We start from the raw sequence: 26,482 nt of genomic DNA, 5'->3' as shown, positions 1-26,482 counted from the left end.
TCAAATGCTATACTGTGGCCGAACCGGTAAATGGACACAGGGAGGAACCAGAAGATGTTCAGGAAAAAAATCATTTATATTTGTTTCGCCATTGCGGCTGCGGTGCTCTTTTCTGCCGGCTGCGGCGCTCCTTCTTTAAAAGGGGCGGAGGCAGAAACTGGGGCCGCCGTGATGAAAAAAGCAGTGACAGAGGAAAATAAAGAAGATAAAAGTGAGGCTACGGCCGCCAAAGAGACCGATATGGGAGAGGCCGGGCCGGGAGAAGAAGCAGAGACTGAACGGGAGGAAGAGAGGCCGGATAAAAAGATAGAGGCCTTTGCCGAAACAGTTCAGGAGGCAGTGTCGGACCGGGACTTAGAAGCCCTGGGAGACTTGCTCTTTTACCCATGTGTATTTATAACGGGAGATGAAGAAACCATCATCCTTGAGAAAAAAGAGGATCTGCTGAAGCAGAATCCCGATATGGTATTCGGAGACGATCTTATGGTTTCCGTGGCTAACGTGGATACAGCCACTTTAAAGGCCGGTGACGAGGGAGTGGTTTTAGGAGAGGGAACCTCCGGCATCACCTTCCAGGAAAAACCAGGTATTGGCTTAAGAATTACAGAAATAAGAGAATAATTTTGGCATATTAAAATGGCAGGAGCTGTGTATTTAGAAAAAGACACGGTTTTCTGCTGTTTTTTGGTTTAAAGTCTTGAAATCTGGTCAAATTAATTATACAATTAAAAGTATGGAAAAATAGCGCTGTTTCCCCTAAATCCGACGGAAACAGACCGTTCCTTAATAAATTTTAAGGTTCCTTTTTTGGGGGGTTAAGATTCCCCCTGTAAAATATTCCTGAATAAATATAAAAGGGAGGATTGCAAAATGAGTCATTCAATACAAACGCCGGCAAGGGACAGAATCAGCACTTTGCTTGATGAGAACAGCTTTGTTGAAGTTGGCGGCTATGTTACCGCAAGGAGTACGGACTTTAATATGGCGGAAAAAGAAACTCCTGCTGACGGTGTCATCACCGGCTACGGAACCATCGGAGGCTGCCTTGTTTATGTATACAGCCAGGATGCAACAGTTCTGGGCGGTTCCATAGGTGAGATGCATGCAAAAAAAATCACAAAGCTTTATTCCATGGCAATGAAGATGGGAGCTCCTGTCATCGGTTTGATTGATTGTGCAGGCTTAAGGCTTCAGGAGGCAACCGATGCCTTAAATGGCTTTGGAGAGGTTTATATGAGTCAGACTCTGGCCTCTGGTGTAATTCCTCAGATTGCAGCAATATTCGGAACCTGCGGCGGCGGTATGGCCGTATCCGCAGCAATGGCTGACTTCACCTTTATGGAAACAGGGAGAGGAAAATTATTTGTCAATTCTCCCAATGCCATCCATGAAAATAGTGTTGAAATATGCAATACCGCTTCCGCAGATTTCCAGAGCAAGGAAACAGGAGTGGTGGATTTCACAGGAGAAGAAGGAGATATCATAAGCGGTATCAGAACCCTCATTTCCATTCTTCCGGCCAACAGGGAAGATGACATGTCATACGGCGAGTGCAATGACGACTTAAACCGTACGTGTTCGGATCTGGAAAACTATATTGGAGATACTGCCATCGCTTTGGCAAGGATTTCCGATAACCAGTTCTTCCTGGAGACAAAAAAGGAATACATTCCTTCTATGGTGACAGGATTTATCCGTTTAAACGGAGTGACTGTAGGATGTGTTGCCAACAGAACCGAAAGTTATGACGCAAGCGGTATAAAGACCGGAGAATACGAGGCGCTTTTAAGCCCGAAGGCATGTGAAAAGGCTGCGGAATTTGTTCATTTCTGCGATGCATTTGACATTCCTCTCCTCACTCTGGTAAATGTAAAGGGATACCAGGCGACAAAGTGCGTGGAGAAACGGATTGCAAAGGCGGCTGCAAAGCTGACTTATGCATTTGCTGATGCAACAGTTCCCAAGGTAACAGTGGTAATCGGACAGGCATTTGGAACCGCATATCTGACCATGAACAGCAAGTCCATTGGTGCAGATGTGGTTTACGCATGGCCGTCAGCTTCCATCGGAACTATGGAGCCTGCAGAAGCTGCTAAAATCATGTATTCCGATGAAATTGGAAAATCAGAAGATGCCAAAGCCCTGATCAATGATAAGGCAGAAGATTACAAAACACTTCAGTCCAGCGCTGTTTCTGCGGCCAGAAGAGGATATGTAGATGATATTATAGAAGCAAGTGAAACAAGACCCCGCGTCGTTGCTGCATTTGAGATGTTATTCACAAAGAGAGAGGATCGTCCGGCAAAAAAACGTGGCACGATTTAAAAAAAGAGGTGACAGGTATATGAAACGGAATCTAAAACGAATTGTACTGGGTCTTATTATGATGCTCTGCCTCTTTTCACTGTCCGGATGCGGTAAGACTGCGGCTGAGTTCCCTACAGGACTGGCTGTGCTGGTGGGTGTGGGCGTGATTGCATTCATTATCATCCGGCTTCAGGGAAATGGATCAGACGAACCGGCTGTCAGGGAAACTGCTCCTGCACCGGCAGCGCCCGCAGTTTTGGCTCCTGCACCCCGTGAAGAAGAGGAGCTTTTGGATGATCTGGAACTTATGGCAGTGATTACTGCGATTATTATGGCATCTACGGAAGATCAGCCCAGCGGCCTGGTTGTCCGTTCTATCAAACGGGCCCCGGCAGGAAACTGGAGAAAATCTTAATCAATCAGGAGGATTAATATCATGAAAAATTATAGAATTACAGTAAATGGAAAAGTTTATGACATAACAGTAGAAGAGGGCGCATTTGCAGGAACTCCTGCACCGGCAGCATTTGCTCCGGCGGCACCGGCTCCTCAGGCAGCAACTCCTGCACCGGCGGCAGCTCCTGCTCCAGCAGCAGCCCCGGCTCCGGCAGCAGCTCCTTCCGGCGCACAGGGCTCCGTAACTGTATCAGCACCTATGCCGGGCAAGATTCTCGGAGTTAAGGCAAGTGTGGGACAGGCAGTGAAAAAGGGAGACGTTCTCCTGGTTCTGGAAGCCATGAAGATGGAAAATGAAATCGTATCTCCTTCCGACGGAACAGTTGCCAGCATCAATGTATCAAATGGCGATTCCGTAGACAGCGGCGCAACATTGGCAACATTGAACTAAGGCAGCGGGCCCAATCCTCATAAAGCGGATTGCGGTGAAATGACAATAATCAGGAGGTAAGACAATGGCAGAAATAGAGAAAAAGCCGGTTAAGATTGTAGAGACAGCCCTTCGTGACGGTCACCAGTCTTTGCTTGCAACGAGAATGACAACCCAGCAGATGCTTCCCATCATCGAAAAGATGGACAAGGTGGGTTATCATGCAGTGGAATGCTGGGGCGGTGCAACCTTTGATTCCTGCTTGAGGTTTTTGAAGGAAGATCCATGGGAAAGACTGAGAAAGTTAAAAGATGGATTTAAGAATACAAAGCTTCAGATGCTGCTCCGCGGACAGAATCTTCTGGGCTATAATCACTATGCAGATGATGTAGTGGAATACTTTGTGCAGAAATCCGTGGCAAACGGCATTGATATTATCCGTATCTTTGACTGTTTAAACGATTTCCGCAACATCAAGACAGCCGTTGAAGCCTGTAAAAAGGAAAAAGGCCATGCTCAAGTGGCTTTAGGCTACACCTTAGGTGATGCTTATACCTTAGAGTACTGGAAAGACCTTGCAGTCAAGGCAGAAGAGATGGGAGCTGATTCCATCTGTATCAAGGACATGGCGGGACTGTTAACCCCTTATAAGGCAGAGGAAATGGTCCACATGTTAAAGGATACTGTAAAGCTTCCTATAGAGCTCCATACCCATTACACTTCCGGAGTCGGTTCCATGACTTATTTAAAGGGAGTGGAGGCTGGATGCGATATTATCGATACCGCCATTTCTCCTCTGGCCCTTGGCACCAGCCAGCCGGCTACTGAGGTTATGGTGGAAACCTTAAAGGGAACTGCTTACGACACCGGACTTGACCAGGAACTTTTGTCTGAAGTAAGCGATTACTTCCAGCCTATAAGAGACGAGGCTTTAACCAGCGGACGTTTAAATCCCAAGGTGCTGGGCGTCAATATCAAGACTCTTTTATACCAGGTTCCCGGAGGCATGCTGTCAAACCTTGTAAACCAGTTAAAGGAAGCAGGCCAGGAAGACAAATACAGGGAAGTTCTGGAGGAAATCCCCAGAGTGAGAAAGGATTTCGGAGAGCTGCCTCTGGTTACTCCATCCTCTCAGATCGTGGGTACTCAGGCTGTTTTAAATGTAATCAGCGGAGAACGCTACAAGATGGTTCCAAAGGAATCCAAGAAGATCTTAATGGGCGAATTCGGTCAGACTGTAAAGCCCTTTGATCCGGAAGTACAGAAGAAAATCATCAAAGACGAAACACCTATTACCTGCCGTCCCGCTGATTTGATTTCACCCCAGCTTCCTCAGTTTGAGAAGGAATGCGCACAGTGGAAGCAGCAGGATGAAGATGTGTTGTCCTATGCCCTGTTCCCGGCCATTGCCAAAGAATACTTTGAGTACAGGGCCGCACAGCAGACCGGCGTGGACTCTGCTGCAGCAGATAAGGAAAATAAGGCTTATCCGGTATAACTGACCGTACCTTTGATTCCAGGGAGGCAGTGTATGGAAGAATATGTAACATTGGAAGAGATGCTCTGCTTCCGTGAAGAAAAGGTGAGAATTCAGGAAGAACTGAGAGACAGGCATCCAGGGGAGGCCGTAGTGGCTCTGGGAATGAATATTCCTGGACCTAAAAAGACCTCCCCTCATATCCTTCTGGCTTTTGAAGAAGGAGAGAAGACCCTTGACCGGCTGTTTCCGGAAAAAGGGCTGGAAGTATCGGAAGAGACTGAAATAAAGGAAAAGGCAGGATATTTGCGGTTTTATTCCGTAAAGTGTCCTGATGCACTATTTATAAAGAGCCTGATGATTCAGGTTGAAGAATCTCATCCTTTGGGAAGGCTGTTCGATATTGATGTATATGATGCAGATGGAAGAGGAATCGGCAGAGGCGCTCTTGGAGCTTCTCCCCGTAAATGTTTAATCTGCGGACAGGATGCAAAAGTATGCGGACGGAGCCGGAGCCACGGCTTAGAAGAGCTTTGTGAGCATGTGGAGAATATGATACGGTTGTGGTTAAAGGAAGAGACAGATTGAGTATGTCTCTTCCTTAATGAATTTTAAGGTTCTGTTCTCTTCTGTTTAAGAATCTTAGGATAAAATAAAATTATATAAATAAGAGGGAGGCGTGAGGCAAAATGGAGATTAAGAAACCAGCCATGGCTGGAACGTTAGAGTCCAGCGATTGTCAGGTAACTGTTGAACCTGGAAACGGCAAAATTAATTTTGCACTGGAAAGCGCAGTAATCAACCAGTTTGGAAACAGTATCCGCAAAGTAGTTATGGAAACCCTTGAGAAATTTGGAGTTGACGATGTCAACATTTCCGTAGTGGACAAGGGAGCTTTGGACTGTACCATTAAGGCACGTGTGGAAGGTGCTTTATCCCGGTCTACAGACCAGTTTGAGAATGTTCTTTGGGGAGGTGAAAAGCGATGAATCCGAATAAGAAACGGCTCAGAAGAACGATGATGTTTTTAAATGCACAGAAACCGGGTCTTATTAAAGATCCATACATCTATAAGCCCGATTCCATTATGCTGGACTTAGAGGATGCAGTTGCTGAAAACCAGAAGGATGCTGCCAGATTTTCTCTGTACCACGCTCTTCAGGAGATTGATTACAGAGGCTGCGAAAGGGTAGTCCGCATCAACGGACTGGACACCTCTTACTGGAAAGAGGATATCCGCTGTGCAGTGGCAGGCGGCTGTGATGCCATCCGTCTTCCCAAGACAGAAAGCGCTGCCGATATTGTTGCAGTAGAACAGGAAGTCAAGGCGGCAGAAGCTGATTTTAACATTCCTGAGGGAAGAACTCTGCTGATGGCAGCCATTGAATCCGCAAGAGGAGTGATGAACGTTCTGGAAATCTGCGAATCTTCCGAGCGTCTGTTTGGAATCGCTCTTTCCGGCGGAGATTATACCAAGGACCTTCAGACTTATATCACAGGTACCGGAGTTGAGCTGATGGGAGCCAGACAAAATATGATCATCGCAGCCAGAGCTGCAGGCGTTCAGTGTTTTGACACGGTTTTCACAGATCTTGAAAACATGGAAGGCTTCCGTAAGGAAGTGGAGACCATTCACTTAATGGGCTTTGATGGAAAGTCCATTGTAAATCCAAGGCAGATTCCCGTTGTTCACGAAATCTTTACACCAACCCAGAAGGATATTATCTTCGCAGAAAAGGTAGTAAGGGAAATCGATGAGAAAAAGGCGCAGGGAATCGGTGTATTTACCGTAGATGGGAAGATGATCGACATTGCATTCTATGACGGGGCTAAGAGAACCATTGACCTGGCTAAGGCCTCCGGCGTATATAAAGGAGATTTGTGATATGATTAATGCAGTAGGGAGAGAAATTCCGGAAGAGATCTTAAAGGAAACAGGAAAAGAACCTTTTATGGGAGTTCATCATTTTGATGGACATGAATATAAAAAAAGCAGCCCGGTAACAAAGGCTGTAGCCAATTCCAACGGAAGCAAAATTGTGGACAGCATTCGTGAGAGTTTGATAAAGTGCGGAATCAAGGACGGTATGGTCCTGGGCTTCCACCACCATTTCCGCGAGGGTGACTATGTGGTAAACATGGTAATGAAAGAAGTTCATGACATGGGAATCAAGGACATCACCATTTGCGCCAGCTCCCTTGGAAAAGCTCATGACCCGTTGATTGATTACATTGAAGATGGAACCATTATCGGAATTCAGTCCTCAGGTGTAAGAGGAAAGATTGGAAAAGCTATTTCAGAAGGCAAATTAAAGAAGCTTACAATCATGCGTTCTCACGGCGGCAGAGTTCGCGCCATTGAATCAGGAGAAGTAAAGATTGATATTTCATTTATCGGTGCTCCTACCTGTGATGATTATGGTAACTGCCGTGGTGTAGGCGGAAAGTCTGATTGCGGCGTACTTTCTTACGCAGTCGTAGATTCCGAGTATGCTGATAAAGTAGTTGCAATTACTGACTGCTTAGTTCCATTCCCCAACTATCCTGCCCAGATTTCCATGACAAAGGTGGATTATGTGGTAGTGGTTGATGAAATTGGAAACCCGGCAAAGATTGCAACAGGAGCGGCCAAGCCTACCACAGACCTGCGCAGACTTTTGATGGCAGATTACTGTACCCAGTTCGTAGTAAATACTCCTTATTTTAAGGACGGTTTTTCTTATCAGACCGGTGTAGGCGGAGCCTCCATTGCTTCTACGATTTCTCTTGCTAAGATTATGGAAGAGAAGAATATCCGCATGGGATTTGGTGTCGGAGGACTTACAAAGCCTATGTGTGACTTGTTGAAAAATGGCCAGGTAGATGCACTGATGGATACCCAGGACTTTGACCTTGATGCAGTAAAATCAGTGGGCAGTCCGGGACATTACCCCATCACTGCAGGAGAATACGCCAATCCATTTAACAAGGGAGCAGTTGTCAACAAACTGGATTTCGTAATCCTTGCAACTCTGGAAGTGGATGTGAACTTTAACTGTAACGTGGTTGTAGGTTCTGACGGCATGGTTACTGGAGCTCAGGGCGGACATCCGGACACAGCAGCAGGTGCTAAGTGTACCATTATCCTCACTCCTCTTATTCAGGGAAGGATTCCGGCTGTGTGTACCAATGTTACAACGGTTACAACTCCAGGAGAGGCCGTTGACGTTGTAATTACAGATTACGGCGTAGCCATCAACCCCAGAAGACAGGATCTGATGGAATACGCAAAGAATATGGACCTGCCCTTTAAGACCATTGAAGAGCTGAGAGATATTGCATACTCCATCGTTGGAGAACCGGAGCCGGTTCAGTTTGACGATAAGATTGTCGGTATCATTGAAGGCCGCGACGGAACCATTATGGACGTGGTTCGCAAGATAAAACCATTTGAGTTTTCAGAGGAATAAGATATGATGAGCCATTTACAGCCGAATCCGGAGACGGTGATGGAAGAAACGGCTGTCCGGATCGGCAATATGGCTTATGAGGCTTTGCTGGAGGAGGTGTATGCCTCCCCCAAGCCGGGCCTGGTGGATTTATATTCCACAGGAGCCCATAAAGATATGGATGTTTCCACCTTTGAGAAGAGTGCGGCGGCTTTAAGGCCGTATTTTTCGTCTATGGCATTGGAAGGGCTGATCTTTTCCGGTGCTCCCGGACAGCTTTTTCAGCAAATCCGGCGGATCGGGATTTCAGCCGAAAAGGCTATGTATGAAGCTACGGAGGGAGTCAATACCCACAAAGGAATGATTTTCCACATGGGAATACTCAGTGCAGCCGCAGGGGCCTGTATCAGGACCGGTAAGGGACTGACTCTTGAAGACCTGATCAGGATGGAGCAGTCCATGGTGAGAGAAACTCTGATCAAAGAAGTGGAAAGCATGCAGGAATTTACCAGTCATGGTGAGAAAAATCTGGAGAAATACGGAACCCTCGGTGCCAGGGGAGAGGCCATAAGCGGCTATGAATCAGTGCGGAATATCTCTCTTCCTCTTCTGATGAAACGGCTTAGTGAGGGAAAGGACTGGAATTTAATCAAGCTGGAAGCTCTGTTTTTGCTCATGAGCCAGGTGGATGATTCCAACATCCTTGCAAGACATAATCCCCAGGTTCTTTCTGAAGTCAGAGCTATGGCAGGAGAATTTCTAAAAACCACGGGAGTTTACAGCGAAAGCAGCATAGAAGTATTAAAACGTATGGATGGAGAATTCATCAGGAGAAATATCAGTGCCGGAGGATGTGCGGATCTTTTGGCTGTGACTATATTTATGGCACAGCTTATCCGTAATTATGAATAGAAAAAGGCCAGAGGCCTAAGGGATAAACCGGTATCCCAAGCCCCTGACCGTAACAATATGGGCCGGCTTTTGCCGGTCTTCTTCTATTTTTCCCCGCAGTCGGTTTATATACACCATAATGGCGTTATCGTCTACGGCAATGTTGTCCCCCCAGACATGCTCATAAATCATATCTTTTGTAAATACCTGGTTCGGATGTCTTATAAACAACAGCATCAGACTGCTTTCCTTTGAGGAAAGGACGATTTCCTCCCCATTTTTATAAAATCTCATGGAGGAAACACTGAACGTAAAGGGGCCGGATTCCAATGTGTCCGAAGTGTTTAAGATCTGATTTTTATTGCGGCGGATCAAGGCTTTTACCTTGGCACCCAGTACTAAGGGGCGGAAAGGCTTTGTAATGTAGTCATCAGCTCCGAGAGAGAGTCCGTAAAGGGAATCGTAATCCTCATTTCTCCCGCTTACGATCATGACCGGAGTTTGGATGCCCTGGCTCCGCAGCCGTTTGATGACCTCAAAGCCTTCCATATCACCTAACATGACATCAAGAAGAATCAGGTCATAGGAATGGTTTTTCAGATGATTCAATGCGGCAAGGCCGCTGTCTGCCACAGTGGTTTCCAAGTTATTGCTGTGCATGACCTTTTCCAATAACTTGCATACTGCGGGATCATCGTCTACGATTAGTATTTTATCAGGCATATAATCCTCCAAATGAATATTTCAGTAGAATCTTGTTGAAACAGCGCTGATATTATTATAATATTAAGAGGAAGACAAGTCAATGAGGAAAGGCAAACAAGGGGCAGATTTATGGACGGCAGGAAAGACAGTAAAAAATATACGGTTGTATTTCTATCTGGAATCGCGGCAGCCATGCTGATTATTTTTTCTTATCTGGTATTCAGCACCTGGGAAGAATATAAAGAGGCGATTATTGATAATCAGAAAAAGCAGATGCTTTTGACCACCCAGAGCATGGGGGAAAATTTAAAGGCATTTATTGAAGGGTATCAGGCGGATTTAAATTCTCTTTATGCAATAGAGGAAGAAAATTTTAAAAAGACAGGACAGAAGGACTGGAAGGTTTTGGAGGAGTACGTCAAATATCACAACCGGTTCGTCTATGATGTGCTTTTAGAGGACAAGGATGGAAATCACTTAAAGAGCATTAATGGATATGGAGTGACAGACACCTATTCCATTACAGAAATCGACTCCCAGACCAGCTTTCGTCAGTGCAAGCTGGAGAATGGAGAGATGTACCTCCTCCTGAGAAAGGCGATTCCGGAAGACAAGTTCATTTCTGTCGTAATAAATGAACGGAATTATTATCAGTCCCTGGTTTCTCATATCCGTCTGGGCACCAATGGTTATATTGTCATAAAGGACTCTGACGGCATTATACTGGCTCACCCCCAGGAAAGCCAGTGGGGAATTGACGTTATTTCCGGAAGAAAGGAAATGTTTCCGGGCACAGACTTAACCAGTCTGGAAGAGATGATCGAAAAACAGAATAAGGGAGAGTCAGGCGTTTCAGAATACTATTCCTATTGGTGGGCAGAACCGGGAGTTCCTGAGGTTAAAAAGATAAGTGCTTATTCTCCTGCCATTATAGGAGATGGATTTCTGGTGGTCAGTGCTGTCATTGATTACAACGACATTTACATCCCGGTGGCAACGGGATTTTTCAAGCTGGGTCTGGTGTTTTTCGGAATTGTGGCAGTAGTTCTGGGAATGGTATTTTACATCAAGCAGTTATGGATGCAGAAAAAAGAGGATACAGAGGAAATTGCCTATTTATGGGAGCTGAATAAGATTTTAGAGGAGATGCACCAGAGTGAGGAGACCATTGCCCACCGGCAGAGACTGCAGGTTATGGGAACCATGACAGGCGGCATTGCCCATGAATTTAACAATCTTCTGACCCCTATTATGGGCTATGCCCAGCTTTTGATGAGTGATCTGCCTGAGGATTCGGAGCATTATGATAATGCTTTGGAAATTTATGAGGCGTCTGCCAAGGCAAAGGAGATCATTCAGCAGATTTCTTCCCTCAGCAGGAAGAATATGGAGACAGCCTTTAAGGATATCAATGCTGCAAAGGTGCTGCGCAGGGCCATAAAGATGGTAAGCTCTGTCTGCCCATCTAACGTCTCTATAGAGGATGAAATCTTTTTTACCGATGAAAGCTTTTTAGGAAATGAGACCCAGATGAACCAGGTGATTTTAAATATCTGTGTCAATGCCATTCACGCCGTAGGCCATAAAGAAGGCAGTATTATAATAGAAGGAAGAAAGGTGGAGTCAGAGGAGTTAAAAAAATATAAGGTCACCTCTGTTTCGGAAGAATGGAAGTATTATCTGCAGATTGATATCCGGGATGACGGAGAGGGCATGAGTGAGGAGGTGCTGGAACAGATTTTTGACCCGTTTTTTACTACAAAGAAAAATGGATCTGGTACAGGACTTGGACTTTCTTTGGTGGAGCAGATCATCCATTCCCACAAGGGCTATATTTTTGCAGAGAGCAGCCGTGGAAAAGGCAGTGTCTTTCATATTTTCCTTCCGGCCAATGAGCAGAAGGAACAGGAGGGGCATAAGCTGGGAAGCGGTGACGATACAAGTGTCCTGAGGATTATGATTGTGGATGACAATCCAAAGATATTAAGGCTTTTGGAGCGGAATTTTAACAAGCAGAATGTCATTCTTTTGCCCTGTATGGACTTTGAAGAGGCCAGAAGAGTGCTGAAGGAGCAGGACGCAGATGCCATTGTCACGGATCAGTATGTTTCGGGAAAGAGCGGTGCTGACTTCTGCATGTCCTTAAAAGGGCAGTATCCGGAAATTATCTACATTATTATGGCGGACCGGGTCACCAAGGAGATTGTGGAGGCGAAGCGGAGAAGGATTATTGATGATTATATTGATAAACCGGTCTCTGATACAGCAATATTAAAAGTTGTTAAAAACTGCATAGAACGGGCATAATACAAAGGAAAGGCACAAAATGGATATGAATAAAACAGAAATATTTTAGAAACCTTAAAGAATTTTAAGTATTATTTTATTAGTTTTTAAGAATGTGCCTGTATGATAAACCTATAAAAAAATAAATCTCATTAAAAGGGGGATCATTTTTATGATTACTTTACTAGCATGGGCAATGATTATTGTATTCCTTATACTCGTCATGGCCAAAAAGTTACACCCGTTTACGGCATTGATCAGTGTGCCGTTAGTGTTTTCTTTAGTCGGTGTTTTTACCGGAGTAATGAGAACACCAATTGCAGCATACTTATCAAATCCTGATAAGGATGTTGTAGTAGCACCTGAATCCTTATCTATTTTGGATCAGATCATCGCACTGGGCAAGATGTCACAGGATGGATTGGTAAGCAGTGCTAAAACTGCATTTATGCTGCTTTTTGCCATTCTTTTCTTCTCCATCATGCTGAATGCCGGACTTTTTGACCCGGTTGTAAACACTGTTATCAAAATCGCCGGCGGCGATCCAGTGAAGGTACTTGTTGGAACAGCTATCGTAGCAGCAGCAGTTTCCTTAAACGGAGACGGAACAACCACAACGTTGATCTGCTGTACCGCATTTATCCCGATTTACAAAAAGCTGAACTTAAAGATGCTTTATCTGGGAACCTTGGTTGTTTTGATGAATACAATCATGAACCTGCTTCCATGGGGAGGCCCGACAGCTCGTGCTATGGCAGTTATGAATGTAGAAGGCGGTCCTGTTCTCGCTGCTCTTGCTCCTGGTATGGTTGCAGCAGTTGTGTACATGTTGGGTGTAGCATTTTATCTGGGCCTTAAGGAAAGAAAACGTGTAGGTATTCAGACGTTCTCCCAGGCTGATATCGAGAGTGCTACTAAATCCGATCCTGAGGTAGAAGCACTTAAGAGACCAAAGCTCATTTGGTTCAACGCAATTTTAACAATTGGTACTGTAGCAATTTTGGTTATGGATAAAGTTCCTTCTAACTTCCTTTTCCTGGTTGCATTTGTTATTGGTCTTATGGTAAACTACAAGAAGATCAAAGATCAGAAGAACCGTATTCAGGACAATGCAGGTGATGCACTTCAGGTTGTTATCCTGGTTATCGCTGCAGGTATGTTTTCCGGATTATTCGGAAAGACCGGTATGAGTGATGCCCTTGCACAGAGTATTATTGCTGTACTTCCTACTTCCCTTGGAAGATGGTGGGGTCTGGTAACTGCTATCGTTTCCGCACCAGGTACATTCTTCTTATCAAACGATGCTTACTATTATGGAATTCTTCCCGTATTTGCAGAAGCTGGAAGGGGATTTGGCTATACAGATTTAAACATGGCAGTTGCTTCCCTTCTTGGTCAGGCATACCATTTGCTCAGCCCACTTGTAGCATTCATTTACCTGCTGTTAAACTTAACAGGTCTGGAAATGGGCGAGTGGCAGAAGGAATCTGCAAAATGGGCAACCGGAATTTTCATCATCTTCGTTATTGTTTCTGCAATAACAGGAGCGTGCCCGTTATTTATCTAAATGCTGTTATAAGAATATCATGAAAGCCTGCTCCTTTATGGACGGTGCTGACATAAGCACTTTTTATGAGAAGCTGGGATATGCCTTTCGGGGTAAAAGACAGCTTCTCATAAACCGTATCATAGGTACAAGCTTCTTATTTTCATGGCTTTTAAGGCGGCACTTTTTATTTAACCTATTACCATAGGCAGATTGAGATTGGAGACAACATATGAGTATTTTATTAGACGGCATACTATCATTTACATGGCAGCAAGCAGTTATGATGCTGATCGGCTGCGCTTTAATGTATTTGGGTATTAAAAAAGAGTACGAACCGACTCTTCTCGTTCCCATGGGACTGGGTACAATTTTAGTAAACTTCCCGATGTCCGGTATTATTACACAGGCCAGCACAGGAGTAGAGGGACCCTTCAACGTATTGTTTGATGCGGGTATCGATACAGAGCTGTTTCCCCTTCTGATTTTCATTGGAATCGGAGCTATGATCGACTTTGGCCCCCTTCTGCAGAATCCATTTATGATGCTGTTTGGTGCGGCTGCCCAGTTCGGTATTTTCGGTACCGTTCTCATTGTAGTAATGTTTACAGACCTGGCTCTTCCGGAGGCGGCTTCCATAGGAATTATAGCAGCAGCAGACGGTCCTACCAGTATCTTCGTTGCCGGCCAGTTGGCGAAAAACTTGTTGGGCCCCATCACTGTGGCGGCATATTCGTATATGTCTCTGGTTCCTATCATTCAGCCACCTGTTATTAAGGCGCTTACCACCAAAAAAGAACGCCAGATCCACATGAAATATGAGCCTAAGTCTGTTTCAAAGACAGCTAAGATTCTGTTCCCTCTGGCAATCACCTTCGTTGCAGGCTTTGTAGCACCTATGTCCCTGCCTCTGATCGGTTTCTTGATGTTCGGTAATCTGCTGCGTGAGTGCGGCGTATTGGACCGTTTAAGTGCAACCGCTCAGAATGAACTGGTAAACATTATCAGTATTTTGCTGGGTCTTACTATTTCCGTAAAGATGACAGCAGATGAATTCTTAAACTTAAAAACATTGATGATCATTGCTTTTGGTCTTTTGGGCTTTGTTTTCGACACGGCAGGCGGTGTACTGTTTGCAAAACTGCTTAACTTATTCCGCAAGGAGAAGATCAATCCCATGGTTGGTGCAGCAGGAATTTCTGCATTCCCCATGAGCAGCCGTGTAATCCAGAAGATGGCGACAGCAGAAGATCCTCAGAACTTTATTCTCATGCATGCAGCTGGAGCCAATGTATCCGGACAGATCGCATCGGTAGTTGCAGGCGGATTGCTGCTTTCCTTCTTCATGTAAGTGTAAAAGGATTATTTCTATAACTATAAATTTGCGTTGCCTCTTGCAGGCAGGATGGAGGAAAAGATGTCAGAGATCATGGTGCAGGCATTAGAATTGCTGGGCTTAGGCATGGGCGGTATTTTTATCGTAATGTTTTTGCTCTATGGTATTTCACAGCTTCTTTTAAAGCTGACTGCTCCTAAGAAAGAAGATTAACAGGAGCACAATTAAATCCTAAAAATAAAATTAATTCAGGAGAAGCGTTGGAAGTAAATTCCGGCGCTTTTCCTATTGTCCGGGGAGAAAGTCTGTTTCAAAATTTTAAAGATTTTCTTACAAATATATCCATTTGTGCCAACTTTGTCCGATGTGGTTGACACATGGTATAATTTGTCATTATAATATGTAGAGAAGTTTGGTTTGCCTTTTGGTTCACCTGACATCTGATCAGTATGGAAAATTAAAATACAAGAGGACATATTTGGGAGAAACAGATGAAAAAGTATAAAAAAGCTCGTAAGATGGCCCTGATTCTGGCCAGTGTCCTGGTGCTGGATTCTTACATGGGAATGGTTTCGCCATACATAGATGGATATGCTTATACGGAGAAGGCGGCAGCGGTCAATGCGACTTCGCTGAATGTGAGGAGCGGACCGGGCACCTCTTATTCCATTGTTACAAAACTGACCAATGGAGCATCGGTTACGGTAATTGATGAGAAGAATGCATCGGACGGAGCGCTGTGGTACCAGATCCGGGTCACCGGTTCAGGAGGACAGGCGGTGACAGGCTATGTTTCTAAAAGCTATCTCCGGTTTCCGGCAGCCTATACCAGCAATGCGGATTTTGAATCTAAGCTTACGGCAGAAGGCTTTCCGGAAAGCTATAAGGTCCGGCTTCGGGAGCTCCATGCCCTTTATCCGGGCTGGGTGTTCAAGGCCCAGCATACCAACTTAGACTGGAATGCGGCAATTAAGGAGCAGAGCAAGGTGGGAAAGAACCTGGTTCACACCAGCAGCCTTTCTTCCTGGAAGTCTACAGAAAGCGGCGCCTATAACTGGGATACCAGCAGCTGGATCGGTTATGACGGCAGCTCCTGGGTAACTGCTTCAGAGGATATTGTAAAATATTATATGGACCCCAGAAACTTTTTAGATGAAACCAATGTATTTCAGTTTCTGACCCATACATATGACGGAAATAAACAGACAGCGGCAGGGCTGGAAACTATGGTAAAGGGTAGCTTCCTATCCGGCCAGTCTTCTGTTGGAGCTTCTTCCGGCAGCGGCTCTCCCGGCAGTAATTCAGAAGGCAGCTCCGGCGGCTCAGGGCCTGTAAGCCCTGCAGGCCCGGGAGAGGCCATAGGACCTGGTGAGACGGGAGGCTCCGGCAATGTCAGCCTGGAAGGGCCTCAGGCTTCCATCAGCCTTAATAAGCCTGATATTCTCATGGTATATGGCCCCGGGGCAAACTTACCCGGACCTTCCTCCCCAGGCACATCAGGAGGCTCAGGAACAACAGGAACAACAGGAACCGTTACGGGAAGCAGCTCTTATGTGAGCATGATCATGAATGCGGCTGCCCAGTCCGGAGTGAATCCTTATGTTCTGGCTGCTATGATCATTCAGGAGCAGGGTTCCTCAGGTGCGGGAAAAAGCGTGTCGGGCTCAGAATCCGGATACGAGGGATATTATAACTTTTTTAATATTGAAGCATACCAGTCCGGAACCATGAGTGCCGTACAGAGAGGCTTGTGGTGGGCTTCCCAGGCAGGCAGCTATAACAGGCCGTGGAATTCTCCCGAAAGCTCTATTTTAGGAGGAGCCTTTTATTATGGCAATAATTATGTAAAAGTTGGGCAGGATACATTTTATCTGAAGAAATTTAATGTCCAGGGTGCCAATATTCACAAGCACCAGTATATGACCAATGTTCAGGGAGCCGCCTCTGAGGGAGCTGTCTTTTCAAAGGCCTACAACAGCGACATGAAAAAAACAGCCCTTGAATTTAAGATTCCGGTTTATAACAATATGCCGGACAATGCCTGCAGCCAGCCTACAGGTACCGGAAGTCCGAATAATAAGCTGTCAGGCTTAAGCGTGTCGGGCTTGTCCCTGACGCCTTCCTTCAGCCGGGATACCATGGAGTACAACCTGATTGTGGACCCGTCTGTAACGAATATCACCGTAAACGCGTCACCTCTTGATTCCGGCGCCTCGGTAGGCGGAGCAGGAAATATTACGCTTCAAAGCGGTAATAATGACATAAAAATTGCAATAACTGCGCAAAATGGAACTGTAAGGGAATATGTGCTTCATGTGGTGCGTCAAAACGGCGGTCCCACTTCATCACCGGCAGCATCTGACGGAAGTTCCCCCGGAAATACCTCAGGAAGCACGTCTGGAAATACAACCGGAAATACATCCGGCAATACTTCCTCGGGCGGCTCTTCGGCTGGACCTGGAGGCAGTATAGGTCCGGGAGTATCGAAGCCTTCCACCGGAGCCTCAGAGGGAACACCTGGGGGAAGCAATGTGACCATAGCTCCTGACGGCTCTTCAGGCATGTCTTCCCATACATCAGGATCAGCGGCAGTTATCGGCCAGGGGCCGGGATCTGCCCAGGTGACGGATCAGATGACAGTCTCCCGCCAGCCCCAGCCGGAGCAGACAGCAGCAGCCGGGACTTCTTCCCCTCAGCCTTCTTCCGGCGGAGCCGGTGATATCAATGGAGACGGGAAGATCAACAGTCTGGATGTTCTGAAGCTGCAGCGTTTTCTCCTTGGCCTGGAAACTTTGACGGCAGGAGGACAAAAATCAGCCGATCTAAACGGAGACGGTAAGGTGAATTCCCAGGATATTTTGCTTCTTCAGAAGAAAGTCCTTGGGCTTTGATGTTTAGGATAGAAGAGGAAGCGCCTTTCGGGCAGAGAAGAGGAAAGATGAACAAGAAACTGAAAAAACTGATAGCCAGCCTGATGCTGGCCTGTATGATTGCGGCGGCAGGCGGTCCTTTTGGACAGATGGTGTCCTGGGCGGCAGATGCTAAAATAGCTTTTTCCGATCCGTCGGTCATGGTAGGCAATGAAGTGACTGTAACCATGAAGGTGACCAGCGATACTGCCCTGGGAACAGCGGAGATCATGCTGTCTTATGATCCCAATGTTTTGGAGTTTGTCAGCGGCACCAGTGCCAACGGAGGCGCAGGAGCCATTAAGGTTTTGGGGACCATGGAGTCCGCAGATCAGAAGGCATTTAACTTTCAACTGAAATTCAAAACCCTGCAGGCAGGAAACGCTCAAATTAACGTGACCTCCCAGGAAATTTACGATATCAATTCCCAGGCCATTTCCGTAAGCAAGCAGGGAAACTCCACGGTCAAGGTCACATCCCCGGCTACCTATTCAAAGGATGCCAGTTTGAAATCATTGAAAATATCTCCCGGAACCCTGAGTCCGGAATTTTCTCCTGAGGTAGAAAGCTACACAGCCCAGGTAGATGGGAACACAGCAGATCTGGTAGTCAATGCAGTGGCAGCCAATGCGGGAGCCCGTGTGGCCCTCCAGGGAGAAAAGGGCTTAAAGGGCGGAGAAAACCAGGTAATTGTAAAGGTGACGGCAGAAGACGGACAAACAGTCCGCAATTATACTATTCAGGTTACAAAGGGAGACGGCGAAACTGCGGCTTCTGAAACCGATGGCTCCGGTGAAACGGTTGAGGCTTCCTTTGGAGAAGCGACAGCCGTGATTGACGGAACCGTATACAACGTGGCCGCCTCCTTTGAAGAAGCTTCCCTTCCGGAGGGCTTTGAAGCAGGAACTTACCAGTACAAGGGCAATGAGGTTATGGCCGGACGTGGGCTGGAAAAAGAACTTCTTCTGCTTTACTTAGAGGATTCGGAAGGAAACGGCGGATTCTATATCTATAACGAGGGAGCCGATTCCTGGTCCAGGTTTGTACAGGTGGAAACAACCTCAAAGGCCATTGTCATTATCCCCATAGATGAAGAAGCAGCCATGCCCGAAGGTTTCCAGGAGCGTCCGGTGGATATTGACGGCGTTCGGGTAACCGGCTGGGTTGCAGTTACGGAAGCAGAGCCTCAGTACTGCCTCTTCTACGCTATGAACTGGAACGGGGAGAAGTACTTCTACCGCTATGACCTTTCAGAAAAAACAATTCAGAGGTACTTTGCTTCCGGCGTGTCCTATGAAAAGCATATGGAGCTGGCAAATACCTACGATTCACTGGTCAAGGATTACCGCATACAATTTTACATTCTCATCGGTGTGGGTCTGGTGGCATTGATTCTGTTTGCCGTTCTCGTTATGATGATGAAAAAAGGAAACGGGCCCGGATCAGGACTGCCGGATAAGAACAGGGTGAGACCGGATGATGACGGGGAATTCAGAGATGAAAACTTCCGTGAGGAGCGAAGGGATGCACCTCCTTCCAGAATCAGAAGGTACACCAGGGAAGAGTTTGAAAACACGCCATCAGAGGATCTGGGAGAGTCTAAAAATATGATATCAGAGGACCTGAGAGAGTTTGAGAGCACATCCTCAGAGGACCGGAGGGGATTTGAAAGCACACGTTCAGAAGAACAGCCGGAAATCAGGCGAAAAGCTGAAGACGAAGCTGAGGCGGATATAGACGATGACGAGTTCCTTCAGGAAGTCAGCCTGGAGGAAATGGAGCAGGATCTGCCGTCTTACGAAATAGAAGAAGACGATGATTTTGAATTCATTGATCTGGACGAAGAAGAATAGATATGAAAAGACAGCAGATGAAACGGTTCCGGGGGGAAATCCCCGGAACCGTTCTGCATAAGGTGAAAATTATTCCATTGAAAAAGCCGGTTATATGTGCTATTATGTGTATAACAGATATAACGAAAGACGGTGAGAAGATGATATTAAAAATTGATTTTAACAGTGACGAGGCCATTTACATCCAGCTTCGGAACCAGATAATCATAGGAATCGCCAGGTCAAGTATACGGGAGGGTGACTCTTTACCTTCCGTGCGCCAAATGGCCGACAACATAGGTGTTAATATGCATACGGTAAATAAGGCGTACTCTGTGCTGAAGCAAGAAGGATTTGTCAAGCTGGACCGCCGCAAAGGAGCCGTTGTGTCCCTTGATGTGGATAAAATCCAGGTTCTTGATGAGATGAGCAAGGACCTAAGCGTTGTGCTGGCAAGAGGCGTCTGTAAAAACGTTTCATGCGAGGAGGTCCATCAACTGGTTGATGAGATATTCCAGTCATTTTTAAAAGGCCAGAGGGAAGAGTGATCCCTGGATTGGAGGTTCAATATGTTGTGCGAGAGATGTAAGATGCGGGAAGCAAATATTCAATATACAGAAGTGGTAAACGGCGTAAAAAAGGAGCATCATTTTTGCGCCCAGTGTGCAAAGGAAATGGATTTCGGAGTGTATGCGGCTATCTTTGACGGGGATTTTCCCCTGGGAAAGCTGCTGTCCGGCTTGCTTGGAATCGAGGATACCAGCCAGGGCCCGGATAAGCTGAACCAGATCCAGTGTCCCTCCTGCGGCACCAGCTACGAGGAGTTTGTAAAAGACAGCAGGTTTGGCTGCAAGGACTGCTACAGCGTGTTTGGTCCCCTTATGGAGGACAGCTTAAAGCAGCTTCAAGGAAATTTAATCCACACAGGAAAGACCCCGGAGCACCAGAGCCAGGATCCGGTAAAGGCCGGAATCGGAGAAGAGAAAGAGCAGGATTTAATCTATCAGTGGGATGCAAAGCTGAAGGAAGCTCTCCGTTCCGAGGATTATGAAACAGCCGCGGTATGCCGTGACAGGATAAGAGAACTGAAAAAAGGAGATGAGACCGATGCTTAAATGGTTTGAACAGACAGACAGCGGCCGGCCCGGAATTATAAGCAGCCGTGTCCGTCTGGCCAGGAACTGGCAGGAATATAAATTTCCTGCAAAGCTTGAAGACAAGGAGAGCACAGAGATGGTCCGCCGCCTGGAGTTCGGGTTAAGGGGCCTTGGTGAAGACTTTGGCAGGCATTTTGACTTTGCCATGCTGGGCGACATGGAGGACAGGGATAAAAAGGCCCTGCGTGAAAGACGGATCTTAAATTCTGCGGCTGCTTCCATCAAGAAGCCCTCCGGAATTTTTCTCTCCGATAATGAGGATACGGGCATTGTGTTAAACTGCGACGACCACATCAGGATTCAGCTTCTTGGAGCCGGACTTCATTTAGAAGAACTTTGGGAACGGGCCAGCCAGATTGACGATTATATCAATGAGCGGTTTGAATATGCATTTGATGAACGGTACGGCTACCTCACTTCCTTTCCCACCAATGTGGGAACCGGCCTCAGGGCCTCGGTGGTGATCCATCTGCCCATGCTGTCCCAGGGAAAGAAATTCCAGGGACTGATTGGAGATATGAGCCGTTTTGGGGCTGCCATCAAGGGTGTTTACGGGGAAGGAGAAGAGAACTTCGGTTCTCTTTATGAGGTATCCAACCAAAAGACCCTAGGCCGGACAGAGCGGGAGATCATAGACACTGTATCAAAGGCAGCCATACAATTGACCAATCAGGAGATTCAGGTGAGAAAAATGTTTCTCCAGAGCCACAGGCTTGAAAGGGAGGATGAAATTTACAAATCCTATGGAGTGTTGAAATACGCCAGAAGGCTTACCTCCAGGGATGCCATGATTTTCTTATCTCAGATCATGGCGGGACTTTCCGATGGACTGATTCATACAGAGGAGGAATTTTCCGTATACCGCCTGATGCTTGGAATCCAGCCGGCCAATCTCCAGAAGATTTCAGACCGGCCCTTGAGCAAGGAAGAACTTGACGGAGCCAGGGCGGACTTTATCCGAAAGGAACTGCCGGAATTAAATTAACAGGAGGATTTTATTTATGATAGATCGATTTACTACAAAGGCCAGAACGGCTGTCAATCTGGCCGTAAAAGCAGCAGAACGTCTGGGACACAGCTATATTGGCACCGAGCATCTGCTTATCGGGCTGCTGGAAGAAGGCACCGGAGTGGCAGCCAGAGTTTTGGAAGAAAACGGAGTAAAGGAAGAAAAGGTATTGAGCCTGATCAGCCAGCTCATCGCCCCGGATCAGCCTGTCAGGCTTTTCGAAGACGGAGGATATACGCCGGGAGCCAGGAGAGTTCTGGAAAACAGCTACCGGGAGGCTGTCCGGTTTAAAGCCAATTTAATCGGCACCGAGCATTTACTGGTTTCCATTATCAAGGACAATGACTGCGTTGCCTCCAGACTGTTAAATACCATAGGAGTCAGCATACAAAAGCTTTACATTGACGTACTGTCAGCCATGGGAGAGGATGCCCCGGCCAATAAGGAGGAGATTATCAAGGCTCCTAAGGCAAAGGGAAATACCCCTACTCTTGACAGCTACAGCAGGGATTTGACCCAGCTTGCTGCCCAGGGAAAGCTGGACCCGGTGATCGGAAGGGAACCGGAGATTGAGCGTTTGATCCAGATTTTAAGCAGAAGAACCAAAAACAACCCCTGCCTTATTGGAGAGCCGGGAGTCGGCAAGACCGCAGTGGTAGAGGGTCTGGCTCAGATGATTACAGACGGAGATGTGCCGGAAACCATTGCAGATAAAAGGCTTTTGACCTTGGATTTGTCCGGTATGGTGGCAGGTTCCAAGTACAGGGGAGAATTTGAAGAGCGGATCAAGAAGGTGATTGCCGAGGTAATCCAGGATGGAGAGGTCCTGCTGTTCATCGATGAAATTCATACCATCATCGGCGCAGGAGGAGCGGAGGGAGCGATTGACGCTTCTAATATCTTAAAGCCCTCTCTTGCAAGAGGGGAGCTGCAGTTAATCGGTGCTACCACCATTGAGGAGTACCGCAAGTACATTGAAAAGGATTCTGCCCTGGAGAGGCGTTTCCAGCCTATTACGGTTGAGGAGCCTTCTGAAGAGGCTGCCATCGGTATCTTAAGAGGCTTAAAGGGCAGATATGAGGATCACCATAAGGTGACCATTACAGACGATGCTTTAAAGGCAGCCGTAAAGCTGGCAGCCCGGTATATCAATGACCGCTTCCTTCCGGATAAGGCCATTGACGTCATCGATGAAGCTTCCTCCAAAGTCCGGCTGACCGCATTTGTGGAGCCTGGGGAGATCAAGGAACTGGAAGCCGAAATCGAGCAGATGGAGGATCAGAAAGAAGCCGCCATCAAGGCAGAAGCCTATGAAAAGGCAGGATTGATCAAAAAGAAACAGGAAAAGAAGCGGGAAAAGATTGCTAAAATCCGTGAAAAGTGGCAGAAAGATAAAACTTCAAAAACCCTGGTTGTGGATGAGGGAGAAATTGCAGATGTAATCTCAGCCTGGACTAAGATCCCGGTGAAGAAACTGGAGGAAGGAGAGAGCGAAAGGCTCAGAAATCTGGAAAACATTCTTCATGAGCGTGTTATCGGCCAGGAGGAAGCAGTTACTGCCGTGGCTAAGGCCATCCGCAGAGGCCGGGTCGGCTTAAAGGACCCCAAGCGCCCCATCGGCTCCTTCCTGTTCTTAGGACCTACGGGTGTGGGAAAGACCGAGCTTTCCAAGGCTCTTTCTGAATCCATGTTCGGCACGGAAAATGCCCTGATCCGGGTGGATATGTCGGAATATATGGAAAAGCACAGCGTTTCCAAAATCATCGGTTCTCCGCCAGGATATGTAGGCTATGACGAGGGAGGCCAGCTCAGCGAAAAAGTCAGGAGAAATCCTTATTCCGTAATCCTTTTTGATGAGATTGAAAAGGCTCACCCCGATGTGTTCAATATTCTGCTGCAGGTTCTGGATGACGGACATATTACCGATGCCCAGGGAAGAAAGATTGATTTTAAAAATACCATCATCATCATGACTTCCAATGCGGGAGCCCAGAACATCATCTCTCCCAAGCGTTTGGGCTTTGGTGCGGCGGCAGATGAAAAAGCGGACTACAAGATTATGAAGGACCGGGTTATGGAAGAGGTAAAACGCCTGTTCAAACCGGAATTCATTAACCGTATTGATGAGATCATTGTATTCCATCCGCTTAACAAGGTTCATATGAAGGATATTGTTACCATTATGGTGAAAGACATTATGAAGAGAACATCAGAGCAGATGAACATTACTTTGGAAATTGAAGAGGATGCCAAAGAATACCTGATCAACAAGGGCTATGATGAAAAGTACGGGGCAAGGCCCTTAAGACGTACCATTCAGAACAGTCTGGAAGATAAGCTGGCCGAGGAGATTTTAAGCGGAACAGTGAAAAACGGGGATAAAGTGGTGGTTACAGCGGCAGAAGACGGACTTAAATTTTCTGTCAGGGAGCTGGTGAAATAGCTAGCCATTTCCTGTCGATTCGTGTATAATGATTACAAGCCGGCGCATTTATTCAATGCGCCAGGTATAAACTGAATATAATTAAGGGATAAGTAAACAAAATACTAGGAGGGCAAACCGATGCCGGTGATTGAAGAATTAATCCGCACAGAGGAAGACGGAACTATCAGTTTTGGTAATTACAAATTGGGAACAAAATCAAAATTACAGGATTTTGAGCATAAGGGTGATTTGTATAAAGTCAAAACATTTTATGAGATAACAAAGCTGGAGCGTAACGGAATGTTCGTATACGAGTCCGTGCCGGGAACTTCTGTTGAAAACTTTGCCGTTTCCAATGACGGAGTGGATTTTAAAGTGGAAAGCGACAAGGATGCCCAGTTGACCATTCAGCTGGCAGAGGATACTTTATATGAAGTATATGTGGATGAATCGGCTGTAGGAAGCATGAGAACCAACATGAGCGGGAAGCTGTCCGCCAGCGTGGAATTGAATGAGGGAACGCCGGTAGCAGTAAAGATAAGAAGAAGATAATAAGACAAAAAGCTGGGTCTGGCTCTTTAAGGAGAGTCCGGACCCTGTTTTTCTTAAATTATATGGGAGGAAATTCATATGGCAAAGGCGAGGACAACCGCATTTTTCTGTAAGGAATGCGGGTATGAATCTGCAAAATGGCTGGGCCAGTGTCCGGCCTGCAAGGAGTGGAATACCCTTGTGGAGGAGCCGGTGGGCAAAAAAGAATCCGGAGCCAGAAGGGGAATCGGAAGCAGCGCCGCAAGTCCGGGAATCTCCGTAAAAATAAAGCCTTCCAGGCTTTCGGAAATCAAGCTGGATGAGCAGGACCGGATGAAAACAGGATACGAAGAACTGGACCGGGTTCTGGGAGGAGGAGTTGTAAAGGGCTCTTTAATTCTGGTGGGAGGAGATCCCGGTATCGGAAAATCCACTCTGCTTTTACAGGTGTGCCGTAATCTGGCGGCCGGCGGGCAGAAGGTGCTTTACATATCAGGAGAGGAGTCCTTAAAGCAGATCAAGCTTCGGGCAAACCGGATCGGAGAGGTGACGGGAGAGCTTTTATTCCTCTGTGAAACCAGCCTGGAACTGATTGAACGGGCCATTGAAGAGGAAAAACCGGATGTAGTCATCATTGATTCCATTCAAACCATGTTCCGGGAGGAGATTTCCTCTGCTCCCGGAAGTGTCAGCCAGGTAAGGGAATCCACCGGAATCCTGCTTCAGATTGCCAAAGGTTCGGGAATTGCTGTTTTTATCGTAGGCCATGTGACCAAGGAAGGTGTGGTGGCAGGTCCCAGAGTGCTGGAGCATATGGTGGACACGGTTCTGTATTTTGAAGGAGAACGGAGTGCTGCTTACCGGATCATACGGGGAGTGAAAAACCGCTTTGGCTCCACCAATGAGATCGGTGTCTTTGAGATGGTGGAAAGCGGACTTTCTGAGGTAAAAAATCCTTCTGAATATATGTTAAGCGGAAGGCCTGAAGGGGCTTCCGGAGCTGTGGTAGCCTGTTCCATGGAGGGCACAAGGCCCATGCTTTTGGAGGTTCAGGCCCTGATTACGCCTACTGCCTTTGGAATGCCAAGGCGTACTGCCGCAGGAACGGATTACAACAGGGTTAATCTTTTGATGGCTGTTTTGGAGAAGCGGTGCCATTATGACCTGTCTCATTTTGACGCCTATGTAAATATTACAGGGGGCTTGCGGATGAATGAGCCTGCCCTGGATCTGGCAATTGCCATGGCTATTGTTTCCAGCATGAAGGACCGGGCCGTGGACTCTAAAACCATTATTTTCGGAGAGATAGGCTTGTCGGGAGAGGTACGGGCCGTATCCATGGCCCAGCAGAGAGTCAATGAGGCAAAAAAGCTGGGGTTTGAAACCTGCGTCCTGCCGGAGATTTCCCTGGAAAAGATGGGAAAAACAGAGGGCATACGGCTGATTGGAGTCGGCAATGTACGGGAGGCGATTGCAAGGGTAATCGGATAAGAATTAACCCATGGGAAGCAATATAATCAGAGAATAGATGTGATTTGGAGAAGAAAAATAAATAAGCCCGCCTTCCGGCGGGCTTATTTACTGCTTCAGAGGCATATCGCTGGATGGTGCGTAAATTTATAAAGAGCCGTGTATTCACAGCCGGAAATATTTATGTAATTGTTTGTAATATATTGTTATGAGCAAGTAGTGCGGGCATATAATAGAATCAATAAGATTATTGGGGGAAGCCATGAGTATACATGTAGTTCAACCTGGCGATACGATCAATTCAATAGCAGATTATTACAATATTCCCGTTAACAGACTAATATTAG

At 46.6% G+C, this 26,482-nt stretch carries 23 protein-coding genes; 22 read left to right on the top strand and 1 reads right to left on the bottom strand.

What is annotated here, in order from left to right; genetic code table 11:
- Positions 1–54 precede the first annotated feature (54 nt).
- The 10 genes from V7M78_RS15045 (at position 55) to citG (ending at position 8,950) form a co-directional block, all read left to right on the top strand.
- Positions 55–621, top strand: a complete 567-nt coding sequence (locus V7M78_RS15045) for a hypothetical protein (protein WP_333650986.1) — start codon at positions 55–57, stop codon at positions 619–621.
- A 249-nt stretch (positions 622–870) separates the two neighbouring features.
- Positions 871–2,325: an acyl-CoA carboxylase subunit beta gene (locus tag V7M78_RS15040; protein ID WP_333650984.1), complete on the top strand. Its 1,455-nt coding sequence runs from the start codon at positions 871–873 to the stop codon at positions 2,323–2,325.
- A 19-nt stretch (positions 2,326–2,344) separates the two neighbouring features.
- Complete coding sequence (locus V7M78_RS15035) at positions 2,345–2,722, top strand: hypothetical protein (RefSeq protein WP_333650982.1); 378 nt, start codon at positions 2,345–2,347, stop codon at positions 2,720–2,722.
- Positions 2,723–2,743: 21 nt separating this feature from the next.
- A complete protein-coding gene (locus tag V7M78_RS15030; RefSeq protein ID WP_333650980.1) occupies positions 2,744–3,154 on the top strand; it encodes a biotin/lipoyl-containing protein in 411 nt (136 codons plus the stop codon).
- 64 nt (positions 3,155–3,218) lie between these two features.
- On the top strand, positions 3,219–4,631 hold the full coding sequence (locus V7M78_RS15025; protein ID WP_333650978.1) for an oxaloacetate decarboxylase subunit alpha: 1,413 nt from the start codon (positions 3,219–3,221) through the stop codon (positions 4,629–4,631).
- Between the two features lie 33 nt (positions 4,632–4,664).
- A complete protein-coding gene (citX, locus tag V7M78_RS15020; protein ID WP_333650976.1) occupies positions 4,665–5,198 on the top strand; it encodes a citrate lyase holo-[acyl-carrier protein] synthase in 534 nt (177 codons plus the stop codon).
- A gap of 101 nt (positions 5,199–5,299) precedes the next feature.
- Positions 5,300–5,599 (top strand): citrate lyase acyl carrier protein, encoded by a 300-nt coding sequence (gene citD / locus V7M78_RS15015; RefSeq protein ID WP_333650974.1) that lies wholly within the window; start codon positions 5,300–5,302, stop codon positions 5,597–5,599.
- A complete protein-coding gene (locus V7M78_RS15010) occupies positions 5,596–6,495 on the top strand; it encodes an aldolase/citrate lyase family protein (RefSeq protein WP_333650972.1) in 900 nt (299 codons plus the stop codon). The genes citD and V7M78_RS15010 overlap by 4 nt, the downstream gene beginning before the upstream one ends.
- Position 6,496: 1 nt before the next feature.
- The gene (citF, locus tag V7M78_RS15005) at positions 6,497–8,059 is read left to right on the top strand and encodes a citrate lyase subunit alpha (protein WP_333650970.1); all 1,563 of its coding nucleotides are present in this window, start codon (positions 6,497–6,499) and stop codon (positions 8,057–8,059) included.
- A 3-nt stretch (positions 8,060–8,062) separates the two neighbouring features.
- The gene (gene citG / locus V7M78_RS15000) at positions 8,063–8,950 is read left to right on the top strand and encodes a triphosphoribosyl-dephospho-CoA synthase CitG (protein ID WP_333650968.1); all 888 of its coding nucleotides are present in this window, start codon (positions 8,063–8,065) and stop codon (positions 8,948–8,950) included.
- Between the two features lie 15 nt (positions 8,951–8,965).
- Here citG and V7M78_RS14995 read toward each other — a convergent pair whose 3' ends face one another.
- Positions 8,966–9,652: a response regulator transcription factor gene (locus V7M78_RS14995; RefSeq protein WP_333650966.1), complete on the bottom strand. Its 687-nt coding sequence runs from the start codon at positions 9,650–9,652 to the stop codon at positions 8,966–8,968.
- A 111-nt stretch (positions 9,653–9,763) separates the two neighbouring features.
- On the opposite strand from V7M78_RS14995, the gene V7M78_RS14990 reads away from it, so the two are divergent.
- The 12 genes from V7M78_RS14990 to radA all read left to right on the top strand — a co-directional run bounded on the left by V7M78_RS14990 (position 9,764) and on the right by radA (position 26,156).
- The gene (locus V7M78_RS14990) at positions 9,764–11,941 is read left to right on the top strand and encodes an ATP-binding protein (protein WP_333650964.1); all 2,178 of its coding nucleotides are present in this window, start codon (positions 9,764–9,766) and stop codon (positions 11,939–11,941) included.
- Between the two features lie 151 nt (positions 11,942–12,092).
- A complete protein-coding gene (locus V7M78_RS14985) occupies positions 12,093–13,487 on the top strand; it encodes a CitMHS family transporter (protein ID WP_333650962.1) in 1,395 nt (464 codons plus the stop codon).
- A gap of 211 nt (positions 13,488–13,698) precedes the next feature.
- Positions 13,699–14,817, top strand: coding sequence for a sodium ion-translocating decarboxylase subunit beta (locus V7M78_RS14980; RefSeq protein ID WP_333650960.1), 1,119 nt, complete (start codon positions 13,699–13,701; stop codon positions 14,815–14,817).
- Between the two features lie 66 nt (positions 14,818–14,883).
- Entirely contained in the window at positions 14,884–15,015 is a 132-nt protein-coding gene (locus V7M78_RS14975) for an OadG-related small transporter subunit (protein WP_333650958.1), read from the top strand.
- A gap of 278 nt (positions 15,016–15,293) precedes the next feature.
- Positions 15,294–17,693 carry a dockerin type I domain-containing protein gene (locus V7M78_RS14970; protein ID WP_333650956.1) on the top strand — a complete coding sequence of 800 codons (2,400 nt, stop codon included), beginning with the start codon at positions 15,294–15,296 and terminating at the stop codon, positions 17,691–17,693.
- 47 nt (positions 17,694–17,740) lie between these two features.
- Entirely contained in the window at positions 17,741–19,564 is a 1,824-nt protein-coding gene (locus V7M78_RS14965; protein WP_333650954.1) for a cadherin-like beta sandwich domain-containing protein, read from the top strand.
- A 140-nt stretch (positions 19,565–19,704) separates the two neighbouring features.
- Positions 19,705–20,091: a GntR family transcriptional regulator gene (locus V7M78_RS14960; RefSeq protein ID WP_333651099.1), complete on the top strand. Its 387-nt coding sequence runs from the start codon at positions 19,705–19,707 to the stop codon at positions 20,089–20,091.
- Between the two features lie 21 nt (positions 20,092–20,112).
- Positions 20,113–20,658, top strand: a complete 546-nt coding sequence (locus V7M78_RS14955) for a UvrB/UvrC motif-containing protein (RefSeq protein ID WP_333650952.1) — start codon at positions 20,113–20,115, stop codon at positions 20,656–20,658.
- Positions 20,651–21,685 (top strand): ATP--guanido phosphotransferase, encoded by a 1,035-nt coding sequence (locus tag V7M78_RS14950; protein ID WP_333650950.1) that lies wholly within the window; start codon positions 20,651–20,653, stop codon positions 21,683–21,685. Before V7M78_RS14955 ends, V7M78_RS14950 begins: the two co-directional genes overlap by 8 nt.
- Before the next feature lie 16 nt (positions 21,686–21,701).
- On the top strand, positions 21,702–24,152 hold the full coding sequence (locus tag V7M78_RS14945; protein ID WP_333650948.1) for an ATP-dependent Clp protease ATP-binding subunit: 2,451 nt from the start codon (positions 21,702–21,704) through the stop codon (positions 24,150–24,152).
- Between the two features lie 120 nt (positions 24,153–24,272).
- Positions 24,273–24,686, top strand: coding sequence for an endosialidase (locus tag V7M78_RS14940; RefSeq protein WP_333650946.1), 414 nt, complete (start codon positions 24,273–24,275; stop codon positions 24,684–24,686).
- 78 nt (positions 24,687–24,764) lie between these two features.
- Positions 24,765–26,156 carry a DNA repair protein RadA gene (radA, locus tag V7M78_RS14935; RefSeq protein ID WP_333650944.1) on the top strand — a complete coding sequence of 464 codons (1,392 nt, stop codon included), beginning with the start codon at positions 24,765–24,767 and terminating at the stop codon, positions 26,154–26,156.
- The last annotated feature ends 326 nt before the right edge of the window (positions 26,157–26,482 follow it).

Source organism: Lacrimispora sp. (assembly GCF_036758025.1).
Taxonomy (GTDB): domain Bacteria; phylum Bacillota; class Clostridia; order Lachnospirales; family Lachnospiraceae; genus Lacrimispora.
Note: the sequence above shows the minus strand (reverse complement) of the source record. Positions and strands in the feature narration are given on the sequence as shown.

Bases quoted from the DNA above. Each gene is read 5' to 3' on its own strand.
- V7M78_RS15045 (WP_333650986.1), top strand. From the start codon at position 55: ATGTTCAGGAAAAAAATCATTTATATTTGTTTCGCCATTGCGGCTGCG.
- V7M78_RS15040 (WP_333650984.1), top strand. From the start codon at position 871: ATGAGTCATTCAATACAAACGCCGGCAAGGGACAGAATCAGCACTTTG.
- V7M78_RS15035 (WP_333650982.1), top strand. From the start codon at position 2,345: ATGAAACGGAATCTAAAACGAATTGTACTGGGTCTTATTATGATGCTC.
- V7M78_RS15030 (WP_333650980.1), top strand. From the start codon at position 2,744: ATGAAAAATTATAGAATTACAGTAAATGGAAAAGTTTATGACATAACA.
- V7M78_RS15025 (WP_333650978.1), top strand. From the start codon at position 3,219: ATGGCAGAAATAGAGAAAAAGCCGGTTAAGATTGTAGAGACAGCCCTT.
- citX (WP_333650976.1), top strand. From the start codon at position 4,665: ATGGAAGAATATGTAACATTGGAAGAGATGCTCTGCTTCCGTGAAGAA.
- citD (WP_333650974.1), top strand. From the start codon at position 5,300: ATGGAGATTAAGAAACCAGCCATGGCTGGAACGTTAGAGTCCAGCGAT.
- V7M78_RS15010 (WP_333650972.1), top strand. From the start codon at position 5,596: ATGAATCCGAATAAGAAACGGCTCAGAAGAACGATGATGTTTTTAAAT.
- citF (WP_333650970.1), top strand. From the start codon at position 6,497: ATGATTAATGCAGTAGGGAGAGAAATTCCGGAAGAGATCTTAAAGGAA.
- citG (WP_333650968.1), top strand. From the start codon at position 8,063: ATGATGAGCCATTTACAGCCGAATCCGGAGACGGTGATGGAAGAAACG.
- V7M78_RS14995 (WP_333650966.1), bottom strand. From the start codon at position 9,652: ATGCCTGATAAAATACTAATCGTAGACGATGATCCCGCAGTATGCAAG.
- V7M78_RS14990 (WP_333650964.1), top strand. From the start codon at position 9,764: ATGGACGGCAGGAAAGACAGTAAAAAATATACGGTTGTATTTCTATCT.
- V7M78_RS14985 (WP_333650962.1), top strand. From the start codon at position 12,093: ATGATTACTTTACTAGCATGGGCAATGATTATTGTATTCCTTATACTC.
- V7M78_RS14980 (WP_333650960.1), top strand. From the start codon at position 13,699: ATGAGTATTTTATTAGACGGCATACTATCATTTACATGGCAGCAAGCA.
- V7M78_RS14975 (WP_333650958.1), top strand. From the start codon at position 14,884: ATGTCAGAGATCATGGTGCAGGCATTAGAATTGCTGGGCTTAGGCATG.
- V7M78_RS14970 (WP_333650956.1), top strand. From the start codon at position 15,294: ATGAAAAAGTATAAAAAAGCTCGTAAGATGGCCCTGATTCTGGCCAGT.
- V7M78_RS14965 (WP_333650954.1), top strand. From the start codon at position 17,741: ATGAACAAGAAACTGAAAAAACTGATAGCCAGCCTGATGCTGGCCTGT.
- V7M78_RS14960 (WP_333651099.1), top strand. From the start codon at position 19,705: ATGATATTAAAAATTGATTTTAACAGTGACGAGGCCATTTACATCCAG.
- V7M78_RS14955 (WP_333650952.1), top strand. From the start codon at position 20,113: ATGTTGTGCGAGAGATGTAAGATGCGGGAAGCAAATATTCAATATACA.
- V7M78_RS14950 (WP_333650950.1), top strand. From the start codon at position 20,651: ATGCTTAAATGGTTTGAACAGACAGACAGCGGCCGGCCCGGAATTATA.
- V7M78_RS14945 (WP_333650948.1), top strand. From the start codon at position 21,702: ATGATAGATCGATTTACTACAAAGGCCAGAACGGCTGTCAATCTGGCC.
- V7M78_RS14940 (WP_333650946.1), top strand. From the start codon at position 24,273: ATGCCGGTGATTGAAGAATTAATCCGCACAGAGGAAGACGGAACTATC.
- radA (WP_333650944.1), top strand. From the start codon at position 24,765: ATGGCAAAGGCGAGGACAACCGCATTTTTCTGTAAGGAATGCGGGTAT.